This is a genomic window from Nonomuraea fuscirosea, assembly GCF_035917475.1.
GTDB classification, from domain to species: Bacteria; Actinomycetota; Actinomycetes; order Streptosporangiales; family Streptosporangiaceae; genus Nonomuraea; species Nonomuraea fuscirosea.
Genome location: NZ_CP109074.1, coordinates 6,827,674 through 6,853,067, shown reverse-complemented (window position 1 = coordinate 6,853,067; position 25,394 = coordinate 6,827,674). Strand labels below are relative to the sequence as shown.

Sequence of the window (25,394 nt, the reverse complement as noted above, 5' to 3'; positions counted from 1 at the left end):
TGACCATAGATTATGGGCGGCCTCCCGCACAAACCCCTGTGTGAAATCCAGGTAACGACCCAAGGGAGCATCAGTGCCGACACTCGCGGACGTCGCCGCGCTGGCCGGGGTTTCCAAGGCGACGGCCTCCCGCGCCCTGGGCCGGCCCGACCTGGCCGCCCCCGAGACGGTGGCCCGCGTCCGCGCCGCCGCCGAGCAGCTCGGATTCGTCCCCAACCGGGCGGCCACCCAGCTGGCCCGGGGGAAGACCGGAGTGGTCGCCGTCGTGGTGCCGACGCTCGACAACACCTTCTTCAACCCGATCATCGGCGGCGCCCAGGCCCGCGCGGCCGGCTCGGGCGTGCAGCTGACCATCGCGGTGCACTCCCTGGAGCACCCGGCCCAGCTCGCCGCGGTCGAACATCTCGCCCACCAGGTCGACGGCTTCCTGTTCACCGCGCCCCGGGGGTCGGACGAGATCGTCCGCGCCGCCGCGTCGTACAAGCCGACCGTGCTCATCGACCGCGAGATCGACGGCATGACCTCGGCCGTCGCCGACACCGCCACCGCCTTCGGCGCGCTCGTCACCTGGTTCACCGGCAAAGGTCACGAGCGCGTCGTCTACATCGGCGGCCCGGCCGGATCCTGGCAGGACCGCCAGCGCCAGGCCGCCATCCGCGCCGCGGCCGAGCCGAGCGGCGCGACGCTGACCATGCTCGGCCCCTGCCCCTCGACGTTCGCCGCCGGCGTGGAGGCCGCCGAGGCCGTGGTCGCCGCCCGCGCCACCGCCGTCGTCCCCTACGCCACCTCGATCGGCCTCGGCCTCATGTTCGCCCTGCTCAACCGGGGCGTCCGCGACGTCGTGGTCAGCTCGGAACGCATGGTCGTCGAGAGCCTGGGGCTGCACGACGTCCCCTCGATCGACGTGGACGGCGAACGGCTCGGCGAGGTCGCCATGGACCAGCTCATGGACCTCCTCGGCGAACGCAGGGAGCCCGCGCCGGTCAGACGCCGGCTCACCGTCCCGCTCGGCTAGCGCCGCCCCGGGCGGCCTGGCGCCTCACCCCGTGACGTCCCGGCTCTCGGAGCGGGCGGGGCGCAGCATGGGGACCAGGAACTGCCGGGCGACGGCGGCGAGCTGGGCGTCGTCGTCGAGGTCGATGACGTGGCTGGGCGTGGCCAGGAAGGAGGCGGAGATCCGGACCATCATCTCGGCCACGAGGTCGGTGTCGAGGTCGGCGGAGACGTGGCCGGCGCGTTGCTCGTGGCGGAGCTGACCGGCCACGAACTGACGGACGGTGGCGAGCGTCTGGCCCCCGTCGGCGATCATGGAGGGCACGAGCAGGTCGGGTTCGGCGGTGATCAGGCCGCCGATCAGCGGGTTGCTCCTGATGGCGCGCAACGAGCTGACGAAGCCCAGGACCACCCGGTCGGCGGCGGTGCCGGCCCGCTCGATGTCGATCAGGAAACGGTCGAAGTAGCGCCGGAACTCCCGCCGGACGACGTGCTCGACCAGGGCGTCCTTCGTGGCGAAGCGCCGGTAGACGGTGATGCGCGAGACCTTGGCCCGGCGGGCGACGTCCTCCATGGTGGAGCGTCTGATGCCCATCCGGCAGAACTGCTCGTAGGCGGCGTCGAGGATGCGGGCGCGGAGCTCGTCGGTGTCGCCGACCTGTTCGACGGCGTCGAGGTAGGCACGTTCCAGCAGCGACTCCGAGTCCGACGGCGTCATGAGCCCTGACCAAGCGGATTCCACGATCACCTCCTGCGGTTGATTCTGCATCATTCCGCACCGTCGCCGGCGCGCTCTTGTGATCCCCCTCACGGTGTGCTGTCATGAGCATGATACACGGAAGCGTTTCTTGTTTCATCGTATCAACGGGTGCTCCGCTCCGGCGAGGAGGAACCAGCGCATGGATGGACGGAACGACGGACGTAACGGCGGGCGCAGCGACGGGCTCAGCAGGCGCGACATGCTGATGGCCGGAGGGGCGCTGGGCGCGCTCGGCGCGCTGAGCGCCGCGGTGCCGGCGTACGCGCAGGGCCCGTGGACGTGGTCGGCGCAAGGCTCGGTGGCGGGCACGGGGGCGGGCACCGATCCGCGCTGGGTGTGGGACGAGGAGGCCGATCCGCTGGTCGCCTCGCTGCTCGACCGGGGCGACGTGCCCAGGGTCAACGAGCTGTTACGCACCTGGACCAAGAACGGCCAGCCGCTGCCCGCCGGGCTGCCGGCGGACCTGCGCGACTTCATGGAGCGGGCCAGCCGGCTGCCCGCGTGGGCCGACCACGGCAAGCTCGCGACCGCGTTCGCGTTCAACGAGAAGCGCGGGCTCTACCTCGGCGTCCTGTACGGCCTGGCCAGCGGCATGATGAGCACCGTCATCCCCAAGGAGGCGCGCGCGGTCTACTACTCCCAGGGCGGCGCGGACATGAAGGACCGCATCTCCAAGACCGCCAAGCTCGGCTACGACGTCGGCTCGCGCAACGCCTACGAGCCCGACGGCGAGATGATCGTGACCTGCGTCAAGACCCGGCTGGTGCACGCCGCCGTACGGCATCTGCTGCCGCAGTCCCCGCACTGGCCGCAGGTCGCCGACGAGGAGATCCCGATAAGCCAGCGGGACATGATGGTCACCTGGCACAGCCTGCCCACGACCGTCATGCAGAAGCTGACCGCGTGGAGGGTGCCGATCCCGGCCGCCGAGTCCGAGGCGTTCCTGCACTCGTGGCAGCTGGCCGCGCACATGCTCGGCATCAAGGACGAGTACATCCCCGCGTCGTGGTCCGAGGCCGACGCCCAGGCCGAGCAGGTGCTGGATCCGGTGCTCGCGCCGACGCCCGAGGGGATCAAGCTGGCCGACATCCTGCTCGGCCTCGGCACCCCGGTCGACGCCGGCATCCTGTCCAAGCCGATCCTCGGCGCGTTCACCCGCTTCATGCTCGGCGACAAGATCGCCGGCTGGCTGAAGATCCCGAGGGAGCCGATCTGGGACCCGCTGCTCAGACTGTCCTGGCGGCCGTTCGTCGCCGTCCGCGAAGGGCTGCTGCCGTTCCCGCTGGCGCCGGAGGCGTACTGGCTGTTCGACGAGTTCCTGCGCAAGGCGGCGCTGCTGTTCCTGTCGGAGGCGCGGCCGATCCGGATCGAGATTCCGCAGACGAACCGCCCGTCCTGACGTCGGGGGCCTGTCCATGGGGGATCGCGAAAGGAGTTCGAGAGCATGGCGGAGCTGAGCAGACGCAAGATGCTGATGACGGGCGGGGCCCTGGGCGCCCTCGGAGCGCTGGGCATGGCGTCCCCGGCGCACGCGCGCCCCTGGACCTGGTCGCCGGCCGGCTCGATCGCCGGTTCCGGCGCCGGCGCCGACCCGCGCTGGGTGTGGGATGAGGAGGCCGACCCGCTGGTCGCCTCGCTGCTCGATCGCGGCGCCGTACCCGAGGTGAACCGGCTGCTGTGGGACTGGAACCGCAACGACCAGCCCTTACCCGCCGGGCTGCCGGACGACCTGCGCGATTTCATGGAGCGCGCCCGCCGGCTGCCCTCGTGGGCGGACCAGGGCAAGCTGGAGGCCGCGGCCACGTTCAACAAGTCCAGAGGGCTCTACCTCAACCTGCTCAACGGCGTCGGCGGCGGCATGCTCAGCACCGCCATCCCCAAGGAGGCCCGCGCGGTCTACTACTCCAAGGGCGGCGCCGACATGGAGGATCGGGTCGCCAAGACGAGCATCCTCGGGTTCGCCGTCGGGTCGCTGAACGCGTACCGGCCGGGCGGCTCCTGCGTGGTCCAGGCGGTGAAGACCCGCCTGGTGCACGCGGCGGTGCGGCACCTGCTGCAGCAGTCGCCCCACTGGAACGGCGACATCCCGATCAGCCAGGAGGACATGCTGGTCACCTGGCACACGCTGCCCACCTTCGCCATGCGCAAGATGCGCGAGTGGCAGGTGCCGATCAGCGCCGCCGAGTCGGAGGCGTACCTGCACGTGTGGCAGGTGACCGCGCACCTGCTCGGCATCAGGGACGAGTACACCCCCGCCACCTGGGACGCCGCCGGCGCCCAGTCGGATCAGATCCTGCCCCGCAACATGGGCCCGACGCCCGAGGGCGTCATCCTCACCGACATCCTGCTCGGCCAGCTCGCCGAGCAGACCAGCCCGCTCAGCGTCAGCCGGCCGCTGTGCAACGCGCTCGCCCGCTATCTGGTCGGCAACCAGGTGGCGGATTGGGACGGCATCAGGCGCGAGCCGGTGTGGGACCCGCTGATCGCCGTCACCTGGCCGAAGCTCGTCCGGTTCCGCGAAGGGCTCATCCCGCTGCCGCTGGTGCCGGAGGTGGCCTGGGTCATCGACGAGGCCGTACGGCAGTACATCCTGTTCTTCCTCACCAAGGGCGAGCAGACCAGGATCGACATCCCCACCGCCAACCGGCCCGGATGAGCCGCGCGATGACCGGACCGCACGCGGACGACGCCATCGGGCGGCGGCGCTTCCTCGGGTACGTGCTGGCGGCGCCGACCCTGGTGACGGCCGCCGGACTCGACCTGACACCCCCAGCGTCCTCGCCACGAGCGGCCACCGGGGTGGACCTGCTCGACCTCAACGACCTGATGACCGCGGCGGCCCTGCCGACCTCGGGCCTGATCGCGGTCGAGGTGAACCGGGACGGCACCGTGTCGTTCGCGCTGCCGCGCGCCGAGGTGGGGCAGGGCATCACCACCTCGACGGCCATGCTGATCGCGGAGGAGCTGTCCGTACCGGTGGAACGGGTCCGCGTCACGCTCGCCGACGCCCGCCCCGAGCTGCTCTTCAACCAGCTCACCGGCGGATCGAACACGACGTTCGCCACCTACACCCCGATCCGGGTGGCCGCCGCGGTCGCCCGGCTCCGGCTGATGGCAGCGGCGGCGGCCGAGCTCGGCGCGCCGGTCACCGACCTCACCCTGCGGGCCGGAACGATCACCGACCGCTCCGGCCGCCACGTCGGCATCGGCGCCCTCGCCGAGCAGGCGGCCGGCACGCGCACCGAGCGGGTGGCCGTGGAGCTCACCCCACGCCGCGACTTCACCGTCATCGGCGCACCGCACAACCGGATCGACGCGCTGGACGCGGTGACCGGGCGCAAGAAGTTCACCATGGACCTCGACGTTCCGGGCGCGAAACCGACGATGGTGTGCCGCCCGCCGACCATCAACGGCAAGGTCGGCTCGGTGGCCAACCTCGCCGAGGTGCGCGCCATGCCGGGCGTCACCGACGCCGTGGTGATCTCCACCGGGGTGGCGGTCCGCGCCGACACGTTCGGCCAGTGCATCGACGCCGTACGCGCCCTGCGGGTCTCCTGGAGATCCGGCACCGCGGACGGCAAGTCCGACGAAAGCGTGCTGCGCGAGCTGAAGGCCGCGGAGATCCCGCTCGGCCCCAGACCGCCCACCCCGGTCGTCGAAGGCACGTTCACCTTCGCCTTCCGCAGCAACAGCGCGCTGGAGCCCAACTGCGCCATCGCCGACGTACGGGCCGGCCGCGCCGAGATCTGGTCCGCGCTGAAGTCGCCCATCGTGGCCCGCCAGGCCATCGCCGCCCGACTCGGACTGCCGCCCGGCCAGGTCACCGTGCACGTCGTCGAAGGCGGCGGATCCTTCGGCCGCAAGCTGTTCTTCGACGCCGCGCTCGAAGCCGCCGAGGTGTCGCAGAAGGTCGGCAAACCGGTCAAACTCATGTGGCACCGCGCCGACGACTCCCGCCAGGGCCGTACCCATCCGATGGCCACCTCACGGGTCCGCGTCGCCTACCTCGGAGGCGCCGTGCTCGGCTACGAGCAGCGCCACACCAGCGTCTCCACCGACCTCGGCCACGGCCTCGGCGAGATCATCACCGCGATGGCGGCTCGGCTCCCGGTGGGCGACATCGGCTTCGCGCAGACGTTCTTCCAGCTCAGCCAGGAGATGCCGTACGCGTTCGGCGTCGTCGGCCAGCTGCTCAGCGAGACGGGCAAGGGCTTCAACACCGGCAGCATGCGCAACGTCTACTCACCCGACGTCGCTTGCGCCCGCGAGCTGATCGTCGACCGGCTCGCCGCGAAGACGGGCCGGGATCCGTACCGGCTCCGGCGTGACTTCCTGCGCGACGACCGCTCGCGGGCGGTGCTGGCAGAGGTGGCCGAGGCCGGCGCGTGGGGCCGGGCGATGCCGGCCGGCACCGCGCAGGGCATCGCGTTCCACGCCGAGTACAAATCGGTCAGCGCCGCCCTGGTGGAGATCGACTGCCGGCCGGAGACCGTCAACCGCCCCATCCGCGACGGCGTGTCCGGGCCGCGCGTCACCAAGGCCGTCTTCGCGGTGGACGTCGGCCTCGCCGTCAACCCGCGCGGCCTGGAGGCGCAGATGATGGGCGGCGTCATGGACGGCATCGCGCTGACCCTGACCGCCGGCCTGCACCTGCGCGACGGCCACTTCCTCGAGGCCAGCTGGGACAACTACTTCTACACCCGGCAGTGGAACAGCCCGCCCGACCTGCGGATCATCGTCATGCCCAGCACCTCGGAGCAGCCCGGCGGCGCCGGCGAACTGGCCGTGGCCGCCTCGACCGCCGCCGTAGCGTGCGCGTACGGCCGCGCGACGGGAACGATGCCGACCAGCTTCCCGATCAACCACGGCACCCTCTCCTTCACCCCCAAGCCCACCGTCCCGCCCGTCCCTCCTTCGCCGGCCGACGGCCTGGACCACGCCCGCTGAACCGAGGAGAGCCACGTGCCCGAGTACACCTTCCGCGTCAACGGCGAACAGGTCACCGTGGACGTCCCCGGCGACGTGCGCCTGCTGTGGGTGCTGCGCGACGTCCTCGGCATCACCGGCCCGAAGTACGGCTGCGGCATCAACGTGTGCAAGGCGTGCACCAGCCACCTCAACGGCAAGGCGATCAACCCCTGCGCGATCCCCGTCCAAGACCTTGAGCCGGCGGACGAGGTGACGACCATCGAGGGCCTCGCGGCCACGGCCGGTGCGGACCTGCATCCCATGCAGCGGGCCTGGCTCGACCACGACGTCGCCCAGTGCGGCTACTGCCAGCCCGGCCAAATCATGGCCGCCGTGGCGCTGGTCCGCCGCGCGGCCGCCGAAGGCCGCGAGATCACCGACGCCGACCTCGACGGCCTGCGCAACATCTGCCGCTGCGGCACGTACTTCCGCATCCGCGAGGCCATCAAGGCCGGCGCCGCGCTGGATTGACCACGGCGAGCAGCCGCACGGTTGATCACGGTCAACCCTGTTTCCCGAGGCCAAGGGCGGTCGTCACGGTTCCTGACCGGGCGACTTGACGCTATTCGCCAACCCGTAGGCGATCTTGGCGCTAATCTTCGCTGGCAACAACGTCAGCGCAGAACGGGAGCATTCATGCGACACCCTGTTGTCATCGGTGCGTTACTCATGGTGGCCGCCGGCCTCTGGGCCACCCCGGCCGGCGCCGCCCCGACCAGTGCCGCCCCGACCAGTGCCGCCGCCGCACAGGCGGAGCGCGCGTCCGGCGGCTGGTACGCCGAGTTACCGGCCTCCATGAAAGTCTGTGACAACGCGACCTGGCAGGACGGCCCGTCGAGCGCGCCGTCAGGCGCCATCGTGGTCCCGGCGGGCGACAACCTCGGCGTCGACTTCGGCCAGGCCGGCAAGACCTACTGGTTCGCCCCGGGCACCCATACGGTCGGTGACGGCGAGTACAGCCAGATAACCCCCGGTGACGACAGCGTCTTCATCGGAGCTCCGGGCGCCGTCCTGGACGGCAGGAATCTCAACAAGTACGCCTTCGGCGGCCACGCCTCCGACGTGCGCATCGCCTACCTTGAGATCCGCAACTTCGGCCGCGGCGACAACCTCAACGAAGGCGTCATCAACCACGACTCGGGCAGTGGCTGGGTGATGGAACACCTCTACGCCCACCACAACGACGGCGCGGCGGTGTTCCTCGGCAGCGCCAACACGATCCGCGACAGCTGCCTGAAGGACAACGGCCAGTACGGCATCAGCATGTACAAGGACCCGGTCGAGGGCGATTCCGCGATCAAGGACCTCGTCGTGCACAACAACGAGATCGCCGGCAACAACCAGGACGACTGGGAGAGCCGGGTCGAGGGGTGCGGCTGCACCGGTGGCGTGAAGTTCTGGGATGTCGAAGGCGCCGCCGTCACGGAGAACTACGTCCACGACAACCTGAGCGTCGGCCTCTGGGCCGACACGAACAACATCGACTTCCGCTTCGACCGCAACTGGATCGAGCACAACGAGAGCATCGGCCTCTGGTACGAGATCAGCTACAACGCCACCATCACCCGCAACGTCTTCAAGCGGAACGCCTGGGTGAGCGGCAACGAGAACCTGGGCTCACCGGCGCCGGCCATCTACATCTCGGAATCAGGCGGTGACGCCCGGCTCGCTTCGGAAACGAGCGGCAGCTCGAACCTCAACATCAACGACAACTATTTCGAGGACAACTTCTCCGGCATCACGATCTTCGAGAACACCAACCGGTTCTGCAATTCCAACGGCAACACCAGCACGGGCTACTGCACGCCGTTCGTCACTCCGACGGTGATTCCGGCGCCGCACGACGGTGACTATCTCGACCCGATCAACGCGACCCACCCCTGCTACACCTCCATCGCGAACGAGCCGTTCCGCAGCGACTGCCGCTGGCATTCGCGCAACGTCAAGGTGTTCGGCAACGAATTCCGCTTCGACCAGGCGAACGTGCCCTGCGCCGGAACCTACTGCGGCGTTCAGGCCCTGTACGCCCAGGGGGCCGACAACCTGCCCTGGATGCCGTACACGGTCGCGGAGATCCAGCAGAGCGTCATGCACACCAGCGGCAACAGCTTCCACGACAACACCTACGTCGGCAACTGGAAGTTCGCCAAGGGCTGGGGCGAGACCGTCTCATGGAACGCCTGGCGCTCGGCCCCGTTCAACCAGGAGGCCGGCAGCACCCTCAACGGCGTGACCGACCCGCCTCCCGTGCCCAACGCCCTCGACGAGGACACCGCGACGCTCGAAGGCTCACTCGGCCAATGGGACGCCTGGTACGGCAGTGCCGTGCAGCGAGCCGCGGAAGCGGCCCACGGTGGCGCCTACGGCCTGCGGATCGACGTCACCGAGGACGGGGGATGGGGCGTGCAGCTCGGCAACTGGCCCGGCTTCGACGCCGCTCCCGGCGGCAAGCGGGTCAGCGTGTGGGCCCGGCAGGGCACTCCCGGCATCTCCACCGCGACGCTGCGGCTGCGGTGGTACGACGCCGGCCAGCAGGCGTTGCGGAGCGACGAGATCACGCTCGGCGGGCTGAGCGCGAGCTGGCAGGAGTTCACCGCCCAGCTCACCGCACCCACGGGCACCGCCACGGTCGCGCTGGAACTGGCCGGCGGCACCGGCGGCACCGGCGCCTCGCTCCACCTCGACGACATCGTGGTGGCCGACCAGCGCTGACGGCCCCCGGCACCGACGCGCGGGCCCGCATCTCGACGCGCGGGCCCGTCCGGCGGCCTTGACAGACACCCCCGTACGGATCACAGTCGTCCAGTGCGGGAAGGGTAGAAGACGCGGTCCAGGCCCCACTGAACAGCTGCGCGCCTGGCTGGCGGAACAGCTGGACAGCCGGACGACGATCAGCGCCGTCCGCTCCCTCCACGGCGGCGAAAGCCCGTGGTGGATCGCCCTGACGACGCCAGACGACACGACCTGCCCAGAGGGTCACCGATCCGGCACGACCCGCTCGGCGTTCCTCCAGTCCCGCACGACCTGCTCGCTGGTCCTCCGATCCCCGAGCAGTCGCATCTCGTCGGACCAGATCGCCACGAACGTAGCCGCACTCGCCGTCGCCGAGAAGTACGGACTGCCGGCTCCCCGGCTGCTCGCCGCCGACCTCGACGGCCATGCCGCCGGCACACCGGCGAGCCTGGAGACCGTCGTGCCCGGAACGAGCACCTGGCCCGAAGCACCCTCCACCGAACTCCTCCTGGCGGCGGGCGCCGCACTCGCCCGGGTCCACGCCGTCACCCTCGACCCGACGCCGGACCTCCCGTTCCGGCCCCGCCCCATCGCGGTCGACGATTTCGCCCGGGACCGCCGAGAGGGCCGGATGCCGACCACCGCCCTACTCGATTTAGCCGACGAACGCGTCCGGGCGATCAAGCGTCCCGGCACGCCGGTCGGTTTCGTGCACGGCGACGTCTGGCCCGGCAACACGGTGGTCGCCGGCGACGGGATCCGCGGCCTGATCGACTGGAAGACCGCCGGCGTCGGCAACCCGGGTGTGGACCTCGGCGAACTGCGCAAACAGGTCGCGATCCGCTACGACGACGACGCCCCCGGCCACGTACTGGAGGGCTGGGAACGGGCCGCCGGCAGGCGCGCCGACGACATCGCCTACTGGGACGCCGTAGCCGCGCTCAACACGCCGACCGAGACCTACAGCCCCCACGCCACACTCCGGCGCGACCACTTCCTCCGGGCCGCCATCGCGCGGTTGCGCTGACGCCGAGCCGTCCGCCCGCCGCGCCACACCCGGCGTCACAGGCTCGACTTGGACCGAAGAGATCGACAGACGATTTTCTCGTGGCAGGATGGGTTTCAGGGATGAATCGCGGTGGGGTACGTCCGATCGAGGAGACTGCATGCCGACGACTGACGACGATCTCAGTGACGTCACCCGTGAGGCACCCGCGTGGTCGGGGTCCACGGCCGTCCGCCTCCTGATCGGCGTACAGCTCCGTAAGCATCGCGAAGCCTGCGGCATGGACCGCGAGCAGGCCGGATACACGATCCGGGCCTCGCCGTCGAAGCTCAGCCGGATGGAGGCCGGCCGCACCGGCTTCAAGGTCAGAGACGTGGCCGATCTGCTCACCCTGTACGGCGTCAGCGACGAGGCCGAGAGAGGGACCCTGCTCGCCATGGTGGAGCAGGCCAACGCGCCCAGGTGGTGGCAGGAATACCGGGACGTGATCCCCGACTGGTTCGAGTCGTACCTCGGGCTGGAGCAGGACACCAGCCTGATCCGCACCTACGCGGTCCAGGTGGTGCCCGCCCTGCTGCAGACCGAGGACTACGCCCGTGCGGTGATCAGCCGGAGCTCGCCCAGGCCCTCTCCCATGCAGGTCGAGCGGCGGCTCGCGCTGCGAGCGCGCCGTCAGCGCCTGCTCGGCGAGCCGGACGCGCACCGGCTGTGGGTGATCATGGACGAGGCCGTACTGCACCGCCGCGTGGCCGAGCCCGACGTGATGGACGCCCAGTGGGAGCACCTGGCCCGGATGGCCGAGCAGCCGCATGTGAGCGTACAGGTGCTGCCGTTCACCTCCGGCGGCATCGTCGGCGGCATCGGCCCCGTCACGATCCTGCGCTTCCCGCAGCAGGAGCTGCCCGACGTCGTCTGCATGGAACACCTGACCACCGCGCAATACCTCACCAAGAGCACGGACGTGCTGCCCTACCACGCCCTGATGGACCAGCTCAGCGTGGCCGCGCTACCGGCCTCGGCGACGGCCGCGCTGGCCCGCGACCTCATCGGCGGCTGAACAACCTCCGGATCAGCTCGTGCACGCGACGCCTCAGCTCGTGCACGCGACGCCTCAGCTCGTGCACGCGACGCCTCAGCTCGTGCCTGAGACGCCTCAGCTCGTGCGCGCGACGCCTCAGCTCTTGCGCGCCATGCCGCCGAAGGCGTCCACCTCATCCGGCACGCCGTCGATCGCCTCGCCCTCGTACCGCCAGCGCGACACCGACACGACACCCGGTTCGAGCAGCTCCAGACCGTCGAAGAAGCGGGCGATCCGCTCCGGCGTACGCAGCTCGTACGAGTAGACCTGCCCCTCGTCGCGCAACTGCTCGGCCTGGGCGGCCGCCTGCGGCTTGACCACGTTGGTGCCGTCCTCGACGACCAGGAAGCTCCCGGCAGGCACGGCGTGCAGGTAGCGGCCGATGAGCGCGCAGGCCTCGTCGTCATCCCGCACGGTGCCCATGACGCCGAGCATCAGCAGCGCGATCGGCTCGGTGAAGTCCAGCGTGCGGGCCGCCCGGCCGAGGATGTCGTCGGGATCGCGTACGTCGGCGTCCAGATAGTCGCAGGCCCCGTCCGGATGGCTGGTCAGCAGCGCGCGGGCGTGCACCAGCACGACCGGGTCGTTGTCGACGTAGACGATCCGGCTGGCCGGATCCACCCGCTGCGCCACCTCGTGCGTGTTGTCCACGGTGGGCAGCCCGGTCCCGATGTCCAGAAACTGGCGGATCCCCTCCCGCTCGGCCAGATGACGCACGGCCCGCCGCAGGAACGCCCGCGTGTGCAGGGCGATCTCCTGCATCCCGGGATAGGTCTGCTCCAGCATGTCGGCGAGCTCTTTGTCGACCGGGTAGTAGTCCTTGCCACCCAGCCAGTAGTTCCACGCCCTGGCCTGACTGGGCCGGGTGGTGTCGATCCGATCGAAGGCATCGGAGGGGGAGGGATCGCCCACAAGCTGCTCCATTCCTAGCTTTGTCACGATTTACCGCAAAATAAGCCCGTTCTATCAAGTCGGCCCACAGGCCAGACCGTTACATGATCTTCCCGCACAAAAGGAAGCGCTCCGCCCCTCCGACGATCGCCGTCCGGGTGACCGGACGGCCGGCACCGGCCGTGCCACCGTAAGGCCATCGGGTCGATCTGGCGGCGGCTCAATCCCGGCCACCAAGCCCTGCTGGTGCTGGTCACCTGCACAAGGGCGAGACGTTCACCGAGCCCGCGGCCGGTTTCGGAGGGGCGACGGCGACCGCGTGGCGGCACGCAGAGGAGACGGTGGCACTGTTGTCGGCCCGCCCGCCCAAGCTGGGCCAGGCGCTGCGCAAGGCCGAGCGGGACGGGCTGCACGACCTGATGCTCGACGGCACGCTGATCCACATCGACCGGGTCAAGGCCGGTCGGTCCTACTTCTCCGGCAGACACCGCGTGCACGGCATGAATGTGCAGGTCCTCGCCTCACCCGCCGGACGAGGACAAGGCTCCTGACTGCTTGAACCCTTCCCCGCCTGGCGGCGCTGGTCGCGATGGGCATGGAGAGCTCGGCCGAGAAGAGGAGCGCTCCTTCAGCATCGCCCGTGCTCATCGTGTCGGTGGGTACTGCGAGTATGACGCCATGATCGCTACTCCTGAGGACACCACCCGGTTCCGCGATGTGAGCTCTGTCATGGGGCACGGATACTGCTTCACCTATGTCCACGGCTTGACGTCCGAGGAAGTAGTGACCCGGCTCGGTGGCAGGCCAGAGGAGTTCACGCCCATGACGCTCGAGGAACTGTCCGGGGTCGCCTACTCCCGTCACGACGGGAAGAACATGTTGTTCGGTGTCGTCGTCGTCGGAGATTGGGCACTCCTCGTCGAGCCCCTCGGCTCACTCGGCGTCACCGAAGAGATCATCGTGCCGCTCTCGGCGGGCACCCGTCTCGTCTCTCAGTACTACCGCGATATTAAAGGCATGGACTACTTCTACTGGATCGAAGACGGAAAGATCCGGTTCGAGTACATGAACCAGGACGGTTACTCCCACTGGATCAACGACGGAGAGATCCAGCTCAAGTTCCCGTACCCGGAACACTACTCAGAGGAGATGCCGGACGAACTAGCGGGGACCATGGAGCGGATCGACTCCGTCTACCCCGAGCTCCCCTACCCCCACGAAGGACCGGCTTTCCTTCTGGCCGAGTGCCTCACCGGGATCACGCTGACGCCGCAACTGCTGGAGGAGTCCACCTACCTGTGCGGAGACCTCAACCCGGGGTGAACAGAACCCACCGGCCGCCGAATCGTCGGGCAGCATAGTGAGTCGCGAGTTTCAGATGCCGATGAGCCGGACATGACGGCCGCACAGTCGAGCCATGTCATCGATATCCGAGGTGAGCATGGCGACAGGGCCGGGCTGCCGTAGCGCCATTTCGGCGACTGTCGCGTCGATCGCGTATTTGTGACCGTGCAAACCGGCCGTTCTGAGCAGATCCGCGGACGCCTTCGCCGTACGTTCGGTGACCGGTTCGACCTTGACGTGGGAGAGCGCCCACCGCAGCCGAGGCATGTTCACTCGCGTGTGGGCGACCTCCACGATGGTGTTGGCGCCGATCACCAGATCGGCGCCCATGGTGTAGAAGACATGGAACATCGCAATGACCTTTCGGTCTTGCGCAATCCAGGCGGAAAGCCCTTGGGAATCGAGAACGACAGTTTCGACATGGTCGATCACGCCGCGCCCACCGAACCACCGAGGTCCGTCTCACCGAAGATTCGAGTGTGGGCCTCGATGAGTTCCTCGTCGGCGAATTCGCCATGCTCCTCTTGGTAGCGCATCAGCTCCGCTCCGAGAAGCTGGTGCCGCAGCTGGCGTGCCACTGCCTCGGCGACATAGCCGGAGATGTTGTCGGTGAGTTTCCTCAGTTCGGCGACCTGGTCATTCGGCAGGGTCACCGTGATGCGTGTCGTCTCGGCCATGAAGCAAGCATACTGCGGTATGCGCCATGTTGGCGGATGGACGGCCCGTTTCGGAGTCGTGCTTCAGGATCGATTCGGGGCGGTGCCTGAGCCTCGTCGTGCGGCACGACGTTCAGCACCAGAAACGTTTCGATGCCGTCGTCGGGAGTCAGGACCACGCCGTGCCAGAACTCGGTGACGCGGTCGGAGACCGTCACACGCGCAGGACGGTGACCTGGCGGCCGGACGGTGTGGTGGCCTGGTCGAAGTCGCCGCGTTCCCTCCAGGGCAGAGCTTCGGGGCGGCGGTCGAAGATGACTAGGACGCCGGTGGTGAGGGTGAGACGGTCGAGGTAGCGGTCGAGCTGGGCCAGTCCTTCGGGTTCCGGGTCCTCCGCGCCGGGTCGCCACACCTTCAGTTCCATGGCCTCGCGTTGCATCAGCCGTTCACCATCGGGGCCGCTGTACGGCCAGCGAACGAGGACGTCCAGGCGTTTGGTGCCGGCGGCGTACTCGCGGTCGAGCTGGCCGCCGCCGTTGACGAGGCGGTGCAGGAAGGCCATGAGGATGATCTGGCAGGCGGCCTCGTGATAGCCCTCCTGCTGGATGAGGACTTCGCCGTGTTCGCGCCAGAAGACGACGAACTCCCGCAGCAGGCGTGGAAGGTCGAACCGGCCGTCGGGCAGCACGAAGCTGCGCGGGTCGGCGTTGATGTTCTGCTCCGTCAGGTCGCCCAACACGCGCAGGATGACTTCCCGGTAGATGGGGTTGGCCACCTGCGGCGGGGGTGTCTGCGTGATGAGGCCCAGGTCGCGGGCGTAGGCCAGGTCTTTGGTGTTGTGGCGGTCGATGTAGGGGCCGCCGGCCACGATCGGTTCTATCACCCGCTTGACCCTAGGCTCGTACAGTCGGGCCGCCAGGGAGTCGAGGTGAGTGGCGCGGGCGCGGATCAGCCGTTCCTTGGCAATGTCCACCGATTCGACGGTGATGGTGTCGGTGACTCGCATTTCGGTGATGATCTCATCGGCGAGCGCGTTGACCAGCCAGGGTTGTCCTTGGGTCAGCTCGTAGACCCGGTCTACCGCGTCTTTGGTGAACTCCTGGCCGGCCGTCTGGGTGTGCTGGTCGTACAGCTCCGCGATCTGATCGGCGGTGAAGTCGCCCAGGCGTAGCGATTTGCGGAGGATGTTGAACGGGCTGGCCGCGTTGTACCGGTCGGCGGCGCCGCCGGAGGCGATCTTGTAGTCGCGCAGGTCACGCAGCCCGCACAGCACCACGGACGCGGGGAACGGGTAGCCATCCGGCCGGATGTTGTGGCCGTCGCGGAGCTGGTTGAGGATGCTGACCAGGCTGTTGCCCTGCAGGGCGTCGATCTCGTCGATGAGCAGTACCAGGCGGCGTGGGCAGCGGCGGCTCCACGCGCTCACCGCCTCTCCGAACTGTGTTCTTACCGGGAACTGCGGCCAGGGGTCCGGGGGTAGGAGTTCCTTCGGCCATTCCAGCACCTCGGTGGCCCGTCGCATGGATTGCAGCAGGATCGTCTCGGCGGCGCCGATGTCATCGCCGGTGGTTCCAGCGCGTTCGCAGGAGAACGTCAGGGCGGCGATGTCGCCCTCGGCGGTCAGGTCGGCGGCCAGGGTGCGCAGCATGGTCGTCTTGCCGGTCTGCCGGGGCGCGTGCAGCACGAAGTAGCGGTCCATCTCGATCAGCTCCCGCGCCTGGGGAAGCCGTGGCGTGGGAGGCAGCATGTAGTGCAGTCGCGGATCACAGGGGCCGGTGGTGTTGAAGTACTTCGCTCGGGGTGGCCGCATGGTCACATTCTGCCACTCTCCTGGTGTGAGGACCCGAAGATCCGCAGGTAGGCTTCGGTGAGCTCCTTGTCGGTGAAAGGTCCGTACTGTTCCCGGTTCAGCAGGTCGGCGGACAGGAACCAGTGCCGCAGCAGGAACTCTCGCCCTCGGCCTTCAGCTCGGATTTCAGTTCGTACAGCGCGGTCGCCTTGCCGGTCTGCCGGGGTGCGTGCAGCACGAAGGAGCGGTCCGACTCGATGAGCTCGCGCGCCCGCCTGAGCTGCGGCGTGAGCGACAACATGTAGTGGCGCTTCGGGTCACACGGGCCGGTGGTGTTGAAGTACTTCGCTCGGGGTGGTCGCATGCTCACATCCTGCAATCGCGATGATCGTCGCGCCGGGCACAAGCCATCTCTCACGACGACATGGGTCTTGGGTGCTAGAGGAGGCGTTCGGTTCTGGAGCCTGCTTCTTGGCGGATGGTGGTGAGGAAGGTCTGGCGGAGGTCTTGGGGTGATGTGGGGGAGTTGCTGGGGCTGAGGCGGCTGGTGTGGTGGTGGTAGAGATGCCAGCAGGTTTCGATGCCGTGGAGGAGGTTGTCGAGGAGGTCGGGGGCGGGGCGGGCGGGGTCGAGGGAGGTGAGGGGGAGGTAGATGGTGTCGGGGCCGAGGTCGATGTCGGGGTGGTCGGTGTGGGCTTTGGTGATGAGTTCGTGGGCGGCGGTGATGCGTTGCTCGATTTCGTGGATGCCGTGGAGGTGGCCGTCGGCGACGTGGAGGGCGTTGCGGATGAGAGGCATGACGACGTGGCGGGCTCGCATGCCGGCGTCCATGGCGGTGGTGATGTCGGTGAGGCTTTCGAGAGCGAGGGGTTTGTCGGGTTGTTCGGCGCTGGCGACGATGTGGACGGGGTGGATGCCGGTGCGCTGGGCGGTGATGGTGACGGCGGCGTAGTACCAGTGGGCGGCGGCGATGGCGGCTGCTGTGGGGTCCACCTGGATGAAGAATTCGTGGCTGCCGAAGGGGCTGTCGCAAAGGAGGCGGTCGGCTTGAGAGATCTGCAGGGGCGAGGCGTCTTCGCGGCTGAGGGCCGTGGCCTGCTGGGCGCGTTCGGACAGGTCGCCGCGTTCGGCCTGTTCGATGGCGGCCAGTTCGGCGGCGACATCGGTGGTGATGTGGGTGGTGAGCTGGGAGCTGTCGAGTATGCGCAGGGTGCGGGCGACGGCGTGGGCGGTCTGTTCGACCTTGGTGGTGGTGGGTTTGGCGGGGACTTGGGTGGTGGTGCTGATGGTGGGGAGGATTGTGGTGAAGGCGTCGCGCTCTTGTTGGCGATGCCAGCCGAGGCTGTTGGGGCCGTGCCGGTCGGCGGCGCTCGGGGGGTGAGTGTAGGAGCGCCAGCAGACGTGTGACAGGCGGGTGAGCTCTGCGGCGAGGCGGCGGGTGTTGTGGTGGAGCTGGTCGTGGGTCAGCCGGGCCACGACGGTGGCGGTGTCGCCGAGGCCGGTGCTCCACTGGGCGAGGAGCGTGTTGTGGGCACGGTCGATGGCATACCGAGTCACGGAGACCTCTTCAAGGGAAAGGGGGTACCAGAGAGTGAGAGCTCAGCTCAGGCCAGGATCTGGTTATGCTCAGGATGCTGGATGCGTGGTTCTGGTGGCGCCTTTTTCACGTTGTTGAGGGTGCCTGATCAGCGGGTTTGTTCATAGACGCGGCATAATTCCTTCAGGTGCAACGTCATGAAATCGGCTGGCGGTACGGTCTGCGTACTCGGCGATTCGGCCTTTCTCGGCCTTTGTGATGCTTAGAGCGTGTTTGAGAAGATTCTTCATGTTCGGCGTGGTGGGGTGACGATCGGCGTGCAGATCACGAGGGTGGGTGATGCCCCCTGATCGTTACCCCTCGGATCTGACCGATGAGCAGTGGGAACTGATCGAGTCCTTGCTGCCCGAGCCGAACACCGGCGGGCGCCCGGAGAAGCACCCGCGCCGGGAGATCGTCAATGCCATCCTGTACGTGGTGCGTTCCGGCTGCCCGTGGCGCTACCTGCCTACCGACCTGCCGCCCTGGCAGACCGTGTACTGGTACTTCCAGCAGTGGGAAGCCGTCGGCGTCACCGAGAGGCTGCTGACCGAACTGCGGATCAAGGCCCGCAGGCAGGCCGGACGGGCCGACGAGCCGTCGGCGGGCATCATCGACTCCCAGAGCGTCAAGGGCGCCGACACCGTCGGCCGTGGCAGTCGCGGCTACGACGCGGGCAAGAAGGTCAACGGCCGCAAGCGATTCATCATCACCGACACCACCGGCATGCTCATCACGGTCGCGGTGCTGGGGGCGAGCTGGCGGGACCGCGACGGTGCCAAGACCACGCTGCTATCGGCGTACCTGACCACCCCGATCCGGCATGTCTTCGCCGATCAGGGTTTCGCGGGACGCCTGGTGGACTGGGCTCGTGACACCCTGCGTACCACCTTGGAGATCGTTCGCAAGCCCGCCGACCAGCCCGGCTTCAGCGTCATCTCCCGACGTTGGGTGGTGGAGAGGACCTTGGCCTGGCTGACCGCCTGCCGCCGCCTGGCGCGTGACGACGAACGCGACCCCGCCGTCTCCGAGGCGATCATCCGCTGGGCCGCCATCGCTGGAATGACCCGCCGCCTCACCCGAGAGGGACCCGCCCAGCGCCAATCGCGCTACATCTGCGACTGAAACCGTCATAAACGATCTTCTCGCACACGCGCTCAGACCCGGTCGAATGCTTCAGTGATTCTTGAAATGGATTTCGTCGATATGGAGATATCTAGAGTATTTCTCGCATAGAGGCCGGTCCGATGCGTGGATCGAACGGTTGCGTAGGAGGTAGCGGTGATGCGTCGCAAGATTGGCCTGGTTGCGGTTGTGATTGTGATTGTTGGAGGGTTACTTGGAGGCGCGGGGTGTGCAGCGGAGGCGCCCTCGTTACGGGAGCGGCTCGTTCAGGAGATGAAGTCGAACCCCGCATATAAGGAGTACTCCGTCAAGCAGGTGGAGTGTCTGGCTGACGTGCATGTCAAGTACGCCACTCCGGAGGCAATCGAGCAGGTCCTCCAAGGCAAGACGCCTACTGGGAGCGGCTGGAAGGATGGCGTGGACGGCAAGGCGCTCACCAGTGCGCTAGCCGCCTGTGAGGGCCCCATTGCGCCTTCGCCGAATGGATGACTCCTCCGGCCGACGGCTCCGTCGCCACCTGGACGTGTGTCCTCGATGGCGATCGCCAGCTCCGGGAGTGGGGCTCGATCAGCTCCCACTGTGTGTCGGTCAGGTCCGAGGGGTAGCGGTGTGGGGCGTCATACCACCCTGAGGGCATCTGCACCGGCCGTCACGCCGCCACACCGAACATGAACGATCTTCTCAAACACGCTCTTAGGGTCATATGTCATACAGGGGGCCAGCGAGCTGGGTGGCCCTGTTGGCGGTGGGCGGTGCGGTAGGCGCTGGGGCTTACGCCGAGGCGGTTCGTGAAGTGGCGGCGCAGGGTCACCGGGGAGCCGAAACCGGTCAGGTGGGCGACTCGGTCGATCGGGGTGTCTGAGGTTTCCAGGATCTCCCAGGCGCCGTCCAGACGCGCCGCCAGCAGCCACTGCAGCGGGGTCGTGCCGGTCTGAGCGCGGAACTGGCGGTTGAGGGTGCGCACGCTCACCCGGGCCTGCCCGGCCAGGTCGGCCAGGGTCAGCGGGTGGTGCAGGTGATGCTGCATCCACTGGAGCAGCGGCTGGAGCGCGGCGCCGTCGGGCTCGGGAGCGGGGTGGTGGATGAACTGGGCCTGGCCGCCCTGCCGGTGGGGCGCCATGACGACGGCGCGGGCGGCCTCGGCCGCGACGGCGGCGCCGTGGTCGGCGCGGATCATGTGCAGGCACAGGTCGAGGCCCGCCGCGACGCCCGCCGAGGTCAGCACCTGGCCGCTGTCGACGTACAGCACGGACGGGTCGACCGACGCGAGGGGAAAGGCCCGCGCGAGCTGGTCCGCGAAGCTCCAGTGGGTGGTGACCCGGCGGCCGTCCAGCAGGCCGGCGGCGCCGAGGACGAACGCGCCCGTGCAGATGGAGGCGATGCGGACGCCGCGGGCGGCCGCGGCCCGCAGCAGGTCCAGCACCGGCGGCGGTGGCGGCTGGGTGGGCGGGGAGAGGCCGGGGATCACGATGCTGTCGGCATCTAGAGCGCTTTCTAGGGGGAAGTCGCTGCTGATCCGGAAACAGGGTGCCTGTACGACGTGGGCGCTGACCTCCTGCGGACCGCACACCTTGATCTCGTACCGGGGTTCTCCGCCCGGTCTGGCGGCGGAGAGACCTGACACGGCACCACCAGATCGAAGGCCACCACTCCGTCGAAGGCGAGGACGGCCACGGTGTGCAGCATGACCAGAATGTAGCGGAGATCGGCACGGCTGCCGCTGGTTCGAGGCGTCGCGCTGGGCCGACACTTCCGATCATGAAACGCAGGCACCTCATACAGGCGACCGCCGCGGCGGCGGCCGGAGTCATCGCCCTGTCCGACGACGCGGCCGGCGCCACCGCATTGTCCGACGACGCGTCCGCGCAGGCGGCCGGGCGGTCGGCGCCCGGTGGAAGGCGACGGGTGCACGTCGTGCTCTTCGACGGCGTCGAGGAGCTGGACTTCGCGGCGCCGCTGCAGTCCCTGGGCATCGCCGGGCGATTCGGCGCGCCGATCGAGATCACCTTGGTCGCCGTGGAGGGGCCGCGCACCATACGGGCCAGTCACGGCACTGAGATCAAGGTGGACGGCGCCTGGGCCCCCGGCACGGCCGACATGATCCTGGTGCCCGGCGGCGGGACCGGGAGGGACGCCGACAAGCCGGGCGTCGCGGCGGAGATCCGGCGCGGAACGATCCCCGCCGCGTTGCGGGCCGCCCGCCGGCCGGGACTGGTCATGGCGTCGGTGTGCACCGGTGCGCTGCTGCTCGGCGCCGCCGGGCTGGTCCGTGGCCGCCCGTGCACCACGCACCACGGCGCCAAGGATCTACTCGCCGAGCAGGGCGGGAAGGTCATCAACGGGCCGGGCCCGAGCTCGCCGGGCCCGCGGGTGGTCGACGACGGCGACCTGCTCACCTCGGCCGGCATCACCAGCGGGCTGGAGCTGGCCCTGTGGTTCGTCGAGCGCACCTACGGGCCCGAGATGTCGATGAACGTGGAGATGGTCCTGGAGTACGAACGCCGCGGCCTGGTCTACCGAAGCCGTTGAGTCGTTGAGTCGTTGAGTCGTTGAGTCGTTGAGTCGTTGAGTCGTTGAGTCGTTGAGCCGTGGGGCCGCGAGGCAGTGGGTCCGTGGGCCCGTGGGTCTGTGGGGCAGTGGGTCCGTGGTGCCGGAGGCTGCGGTGGCCGGTGACCAGCGGTGGCGGCTCTTATCGGTCGGTCGGCGGCTTTCTCGTGGTGATGGCGCGACGCCCGGGATTCCATCGGGTCCAGGGCGTTGCGGGAGGGTGCGGCCTGCGGATAAACCCGGTGACGTCGGCGATCGTCCCCGGTAATACTGGTCGGCCATGGATGAGGTCGAGGTGGTCGTGGCTCATTCCGAGCGCGCGACGCTGCGTGTCGGTGACGTGTTCCTGAAGGTGGACGCCGATCGGGCGCGCATCGAAGCCGAGGTCGAGGCGATGGCTTCGGCGCCGGTCCCGACCCCGGAGGTTCTGTGGCACAAGCCGCCCGCGCTGGCGATCGCCGCGGTCCCGGGGACGGCGCTCGGCCGCCTCGGTGAGCCGGTGACCGCGTCCCCGGCGGCGTGGGCCGCGGCGGGCGCCGCCGTCCGGAAGCTGCACGACGCGCCGTTGCCGCCTCGGCTCGGCCGGGCCGGTCGGGGCGTCGAGGAGTTGAGGGCGGAGCTCGACGGCGAATGCGAGTGGCTCGTGACGAACGGCGTCCTGCCCGCCGAACTGGTCACCCGCAACCGCGAGGTCGCCGAGGCCGCGCTGCGGCCGTGGGTTCCGGTGTTCACGCACGGCGATCTGCAGATCGCGCACGTGTTCCTCGACGGCGACGACAAGGTCACGGGCATCATCGACTGGTCAGAGGCGGGTCAGGGTGATGGCCTGTTCGACCTCGCCATCCTGACGCTCGGGCATGAGCGGCATCTCGGCGACCTCGTGGCCGGCTATGGCGGCGACGTCGATCTGGACGTGATCCGCGGGTGGTGGTCGATGCGGAGTCTGCTGGCGATTCGCTGGCTGGTCGAGCATGGTTTCGACCCGTTCGCTCCGGGCTGCGAGGTGGACGTGCTGCGGGCCCGGATGTGAGGTCCGCGTGTCGGGTTGGGCTGATCAGTCAGGCGTGTCGTCCGCGGTTCGATCGCTCCCGTACGGCTCCCGTACGGCATGACGGGTCGAAGGCGACGTGCCCAGCGCGGCGAGTCGTTTCTGCAGGTCGATGTGCCGGAACTGGTAGACGGCCCCGGTCTGCCGCAGAAGCCCGAGCCTGTGAGCGTCCTGCAGGAACGCCATCCGGATCGGCGTCCTGCGGCGGACGGACAGACAGGTCAGGTTGATGAGATAGACGACGCTGGAGCTCGCCAGACCGCCGGCGAGCGCGACGACGAGCCCACGCATGAGACCGACGACGAGTCCACCCGCCGGCGGGCGGAGAAGGAGGCGGTGAGGCTCAGCCGAGCGGGATGACCGGCTCGGCGTCGGCCGACCGGTTGGTGTAGGAGCAGCCCGTCGTCGGCAGGCTGCTCGCCGCCGGCGGGGTGACACCGTCGTAGAGGGCCAGCAGGAAGTTCTGCGGGCACCGGCGGGTGCTGCCGGTACGGATGCCGAAGTGCAGATGCGGGCCGGTCGAGTTGCCGGTGTTGCCGGTCAGCCCGATCTGCTGCCCGGTCCCGACCGACGCGCCGTTGGAGACCGACCACGACGAGAAGTGGCAGTAGGTGTAGATGGCGCCGTCGTTCCCGGTCAGGTTGATGCCGCGCCCGCACAGGCTGTCGTCGATGATCGTCACCGTGCCGGGGCGCACCGCGTACGCCGGGGTGCCGGTGCCGACCGGGAGGTCGATGGCCGGGTAGTCGTGGTGCGGGTCGTCGTACTCGCTGCGCGGCAGCGCGGTGCGCGCGAGGGGCAGCGAGAAGGCGGGCGAGCCGGTGGAGGACGTGATCCGGACGGCGTCGGCGACGACGTAACCCGGCTGACTGCTCCAGCGGCTGACGCCGACCACGTTGTAGTCGCCGGCGGCCAGGGTGAACGTGCCCAGGCTGACCCAGCGGCCCCCGTTGGCACGCTGGTCGACGACCACGCTGCGGGCGCCGTCGGCGGTCGCCACCAGGAACGGGGTGGCGCTGTTGTAGCCGGGGTCGGCCGGGTACCAGACCTCGACCAGGTGCGCTCCGGCCGCCGCGATCGCGGCCTTGAACCAGGCGGCGTCGCTCGTGGTGGTGTTCGGCGCCGCGAAGCGGTAGTCGGCCTCGTACCGCTGCGCGGACCAGGCCGAGGTGCCCCAGCCGGAGCCGGCGGTGAACCGGCCGGCGGTGGCGTTGTCGACCGTGGTGGTCGCGGCGGTCGCGGGCGCCGTCGTGCCGAGCAGAACCAGACCGGCCGCCACGACGGCGGCCGATAAGCGAGTGATGACGTTCACGAGCTGATCCCTCCTGGGGATTGAGGGGAAGCACGGGCGAAGGCATCTAACCAAGTCGCGAGCGTCGATGAAAGATATCTGCACAAATCGGACTGGATGCCCGAAAAAACCGGTTCGGTGGCGTCCGATTACCCGGATCTCCCGCTTTGTCGCCGGTGAATTTCTTCGGCTGAGCCCTTGACCTGGACCCCGGGGAGGGGGAAGTTTGTCAACATCGGATTTACGAGTCATTTACGAACATGGTTCGTAAAGGGGTGTCGTGGCCATAGTGATCGGAGTGGTGACCCACTCGCTGCACGGTGAATTGTTCCGGGAAGCCGCGAACACTCTGCGCGGAGTCGACCTGGAATGGGTCAGTTACGACCACGAGGACGAGATCCACGCCAAGGTCGCCGAGTTCCTCCGCACGACTCGGCTGGACGGCTTCCTGGCGGGCCCGGTCCCGTACACGGCCAGCCGCGAACTCCTCCCGCCCGGCCTCCCGGTCGGCGTGATCCGCTCGTCGGCGCTCGATCTGACCCTCGCGCTCTACCGCGCGCAGGAGCGCGGGTGGGGCCGTACCCCGGTGAGCATCGACACCTTTCCCGCCGAGGCGGTCGAGGCGGTCGCCGCCGCGCTGGAGCTCGACACCGACGCCATCGAGTTCCTGCCGTACGCCCCCACGCAGTCCGTGCGGGACATCGTCGAGTTCCACCGCTCCGCCCACCGGCGGTTCGGCGGCCGCGGTTACGTGATCAGCGTCCGCGCCGCCGCCCGCGAGCTGCTGTCCGGCGAGCTGCCGATCATGAGCGGCATGCCGGTGCCGGCCACGATCAGGACCGAGCTGCACGAGCTCGCGCTCCGGATCGAGTCCGAGCGGGCCAGCGCGCAACGCTTCGCCGCCGGGGTCTTCCTCATCTCGCACTCGCAGGACGAGGAACGGGCCCGGATCGGCCTGATGAACCTGCTGCTCAACACCCCCGAGTTCGCCGGCGCGTGGATCGAGGACCGCGGCCGGCGCGGCGTCGTCGTCTTCGCCCACAAGGCCCTGTTCGAGCGCATCACCCGCAACTGGGTCGCCGTGCCCGCGCTGGCCGAGGCCGCCGCGGCGCTCGGCGCGCAGGTCTCGGCCGGGTTCGGCGTCGGCGCGTCCGCCCGCAACTGCGTGGCCCTGGCCGAGCAGGCCGCCGCCAGGGCCGAGCGGGAGAGCGAGCCGTGCGGCTATCTCATCGAGGACAGTGGCGTGATCATCGGCCCGATGGGCCCGGTCCGGGCGGCGCTCAGCTACTCCTACCGCGAGCACGGCGACGACGTCGAACGGCTGGCGAAGTCCGTCGGCCTCAGCGCCGCGACCGTCTCCCGCCTGGCGGCGCTGGACCACGAACTGGAAGGCCGCGCGATCTCGCCCGGCGAGCTGGCCGGTCATCTCGGCATCACGGATCAGAGCGGCCGGCGGCTGATCCGCACCCTCGACGCCGGCGGCCTGGTGAGCGTCGAAGGCACCGCTCAGCACCACCAGAAGGGCCGGCCGACGCGTCTGTACCGGCTACGCATCGCCCAAGCGTTACTGCGCTCATCGCGTTGAAGGG

24 protein-coding genes and 1 pseudogene are annotated in these 25,394 nt (G+C 69.0%); 15 read left to right on the top strand and 10 right to left on the bottom strand.

From position 1 onward, the window contains the following. The first annotated feature begins 73 nt into the window (after nt 1–73). Entirely contained in the window at nt 74–1,015 is a 942-nt protein-coding gene (locus tag OIE67_RS31395) for a LacI family DNA-binding transcriptional regulator (protein WP_326627226.1), read from the top strand. 24 nt (nt 1,016–1,039) lie between these two features. On the opposite strand, the gene OIE67_RS31390 is transcribed toward OIE67_RS31395, so the two are convergent. Continuing rightward, entirely contained in the window at nt 1,040–1,711 is a 672-nt protein-coding gene (locus tag OIE67_RS31390; RefSeq protein WP_407674916.1) for a TetR/AcrR family transcriptional regulator, read from the bottom strand. A gap of 181 nt (nt 1,712–1,892) precedes the next feature. Between OIE67_RS31390 and OIE67_RS31385 the strand changes: the two genes are divergently transcribed. The 7 genes from OIE67_RS31385 (at nt 1,893) to OIE67_RS31355 (ending at nt 11,517) form a co-directional block, all read left to right on the top strand. After that, the gene (locus tag OIE67_RS31385; protein WP_326627222.1) at nt 1,893–3,152 is read left to right on the top strand and encodes an oxygenase MpaB family protein; all 1,260 of its coding nucleotides are present in this window, start codon (nt 1,893–1,895) and stop codon (nt 3,150–3,152) included. Nucleotides 3,153–3,197: 45 nt separating this feature from the next. After that, nucleotides 3,198–4,409: an oxygenase MpaB family protein gene (locus tag OIE67_RS31380; RefSeq protein ID WP_326627220.1), complete on the top strand. Its 1,212-nt coding sequence runs from the start codon at nt 3,198–3,200 to the stop codon at nt 4,407–4,409. A gap of 8 nt (nt 4,410–4,417) precedes the next feature. After that, nucleotides 4,418–6,700: a molybdopterin cofactor-binding domain-containing protein gene (locus tag OIE67_RS31375; protein ID WP_326627218.1), complete on the top strand. Its 2,283-nt coding sequence runs from the start codon at nt 4,418–4,420 to the stop codon at nt 6,698–6,700. Between the two features lie 15 nt (nt 6,701–6,715). Then, nucleotides 6,716–7,192, top strand: coding sequence for a (2Fe-2S)-binding protein (locus OIE67_RS31370; protein ID WP_326627216.1), 477 nt, complete (start codon nt 6,716–6,718; stop codon nt 7,190–7,192). 165 nt (nt 7,193–7,357) lie between these two features. After that, on the top strand, nt 7,358–9,433 hold the full coding sequence (locus OIE67_RS31365) for a right-handed parallel beta-helix repeat-containing protein (RefSeq protein WP_326627214.1): 2,076 nt from the start codon (nt 7,358–7,360) through the stop codon (nt 9,431–9,433). A 58-nt stretch (nt 9,434–9,491) separates the two neighbouring features. Then, complete coding sequence (locus tag OIE67_RS31360; RefSeq protein ID WP_326627212.1) at nt 9,492–10,481, top strand: phosphotransferase family protein; 990 nt, start codon at nt 9,492–9,494, stop codon at nt 10,479–10,481. Nucleotides 10,482–10,620: 139 nt separating this feature from the next. Next, nucleotides 10,621–11,517: a helix-turn-helix domain-containing protein gene (locus OIE67_RS31355; RefSeq protein WP_326627209.1), complete on the top strand. Its 897-nt coding sequence runs from the start codon at nt 10,621–10,623 to the stop codon at nt 11,515–11,517. Between the two features lie 117 nt (nt 11,518–11,634). Here the strand turns inward: OIE67_RS31355 and OIE67_RS31350 are convergent, their stop codons facing one another. After that, on the bottom strand, nt 11,635–12,462 hold the full coding sequence (locus OIE67_RS31350; RefSeq protein ID WP_326627207.1) for an SAM-dependent methyltransferase: 828 nt from the start codon (nt 12,460–12,462) through the stop codon (nt 11,635–11,637). A 153-nt stretch (nt 12,463–12,615) separates the two neighbouring features. Between OIE67_RS31350 and OIE67_RS31345 the strand changes: the two are divergent. After that, nucleotides 12,616–12,962, top strand: a pseudogene (locus OIE67_RS31345) (IS5/IS1182 family transposase); the annotation flags it as partial. Nucleotides 12,963–13,107: 145 nt separating this feature from the next. Then, nucleotides 13,108–13,752 (top strand): DUF6461 domain-containing protein, encoded by a 645-nt coding sequence (locus OIE67_RS31340; protein WP_326627205.1) that lies wholly within the window; start codon nt 13,108–13,110, stop codon nt 13,750–13,752. A 51-nt stretch (nt 13,753–13,803) separates the two neighbouring features. Here the strand turns inward: OIE67_RS31340 and OIE67_RS31335 are convergent, their stop codons facing one another. From OIE67_RS31335 to OIE67_RS31315, 5 genes are all read right to left on the bottom strand, one after another. After that, complete coding sequence (locus OIE67_RS31335) at nt 13,804–14,205, bottom strand: DNA-binding protein (RefSeq protein ID WP_326627203.1); 402 nt, start codon at nt 14,203–14,205, stop codon at nt 13,804–13,806. Further along, nucleotides 14,202–14,450 (bottom strand): type II toxin-antitoxin system CcdA family antitoxin, encoded by a 249-nt coding sequence (locus OIE67_RS31330; RefSeq protein ID WP_326627201.1) that lies wholly within the window; start codon nt 14,448–14,450, stop codon nt 14,202–14,204. Before OIE67_RS31330 ends, OIE67_RS31335 begins: the two co-directional genes overlap by 4 nt. Before the next feature lie 193 nt (nt 14,451–14,643). Continuing rightward, nucleotides 14,644–16,239, bottom strand: a complete 1,596-nt coding sequence (locus OIE67_RS31325) for an ATP-binding protein (protein WP_326627199.1) — start codon at nt 16,237–16,239, stop codon at nt 14,644–14,646. A gap of 97 nt (nt 16,240–16,336) precedes the next feature. Further along, nucleotides 16,337–16,582, bottom strand: a complete 246-nt coding sequence (locus tag OIE67_RS31320) for a hypothetical protein (protein WP_326627197.1) — start codon at nt 16,580–16,582, stop codon at nt 16,337–16,339. Nucleotides 16,583–16,656: 74 nt separating this feature from the next. Beyond that, a complete protein-coding gene (locus OIE67_RS31315) occupies nt 16,657–17,775 on the bottom strand; it encodes a hypothetical protein (RefSeq protein WP_326627195.1) in 1,119 nt (372 codons plus the stop codon). A gap of 319 nt (nt 17,776–18,094) precedes the next feature. On the opposite strand from OIE67_RS31315, the gene OIE67_RS31310 reads away from it, so the two are divergent. Together OIE67_RS31310 and OIE67_RS31305 are read left to right on the top strand one after the other, a co-directional pair. Beyond that, nucleotides 18,095–18,919: an IS5 family transposase gene (locus OIE67_RS31310; protein WP_326627193.1), complete on the top strand. Its 825-nt coding sequence runs from the start codon at nt 18,095–18,097 to the stop codon at nt 18,917–18,919. Between the two features lie 156 nt (nt 18,920–19,075). Continuing rightward, on the top strand, nt 19,076–19,408 hold the full coding sequence (locus OIE67_RS31305) for a hypothetical protein (protein WP_326627191.1): 333 nt from the start codon (nt 19,076–19,078) through the stop codon (nt 19,406–19,408). Between the two features lie 217 nt (nt 19,409–19,625). On the opposite strand, the gene OIE67_RS31300 is transcribed toward OIE67_RS31305, so the two are convergent. Continuing rightward, on the bottom strand, nt 19,626–20,543 hold the full coding sequence (locus tag OIE67_RS31300) for a GlxA family transcriptional regulator (RefSeq protein ID WP_326627190.1): 918 nt from the start codon (nt 20,541–20,543) through the stop codon (nt 19,626–19,628). A 134-nt stretch (nt 20,544–20,677) separates the two neighbouring features. On the opposite strand from OIE67_RS31300, the gene OIE67_RS31295 reads away from it, so the two are divergent. Both OIE67_RS31295 and OIE67_RS31290 read left to right on the top strand, forming a co-directional pair. Next, nucleotides 20,678–21,448 (top strand): DJ-1/PfpI family protein, encoded by a 771-nt coding sequence (locus tag OIE67_RS31295; protein ID WP_326627187.1) that lies wholly within the window; start codon nt 20,678–20,680, stop codon nt 21,446–21,448. 298 nt (nt 21,449–21,746) lie between these two features. Then, on the top strand, nt 21,747–22,496 hold the full coding sequence (locus OIE67_RS31290) for a phosphotransferase family protein (RefSeq protein WP_326627185.1): 750 nt from the start codon (nt 21,747–21,749) through the stop codon (nt 22,494–22,496). A 24-nt stretch (nt 22,497–22,520) separates the two neighbouring features. On the opposite strand, the gene OIE67_RS31285 is transcribed toward OIE67_RS31290, so the two are convergent. Further along, entirely contained in the window at nt 22,521–22,805 is a 285-nt protein-coding gene (locus tag OIE67_RS31285; protein WP_326627183.1) for a hypothetical protein, read from the bottom strand. Nucleotides 22,806–22,857: 52 nt separating this feature from the next. Further along, complete coding sequence (locus OIE67_RS31280) at nt 22,858–23,826, bottom strand: golvesin C-terminal-like domain-containing protein (RefSeq protein WP_326627182.1); 969 nt, start codon at nt 23,824–23,826, stop codon at nt 22,858–22,860. A 259-nt stretch (nt 23,827–24,085) separates the two neighbouring features. On the opposite strand from OIE67_RS31280, the gene OIE67_RS31275 reads away from it, so the two are divergent. Then, entirely contained in the window at nt 24,086–25,390 is a 1,305-nt protein-coding gene (locus OIE67_RS31275) for a hypothetical protein (protein WP_219912067.1), read from the top strand. The last annotated feature ends 4 nt before the right edge of the window (nt 25,391–25,394 follow it).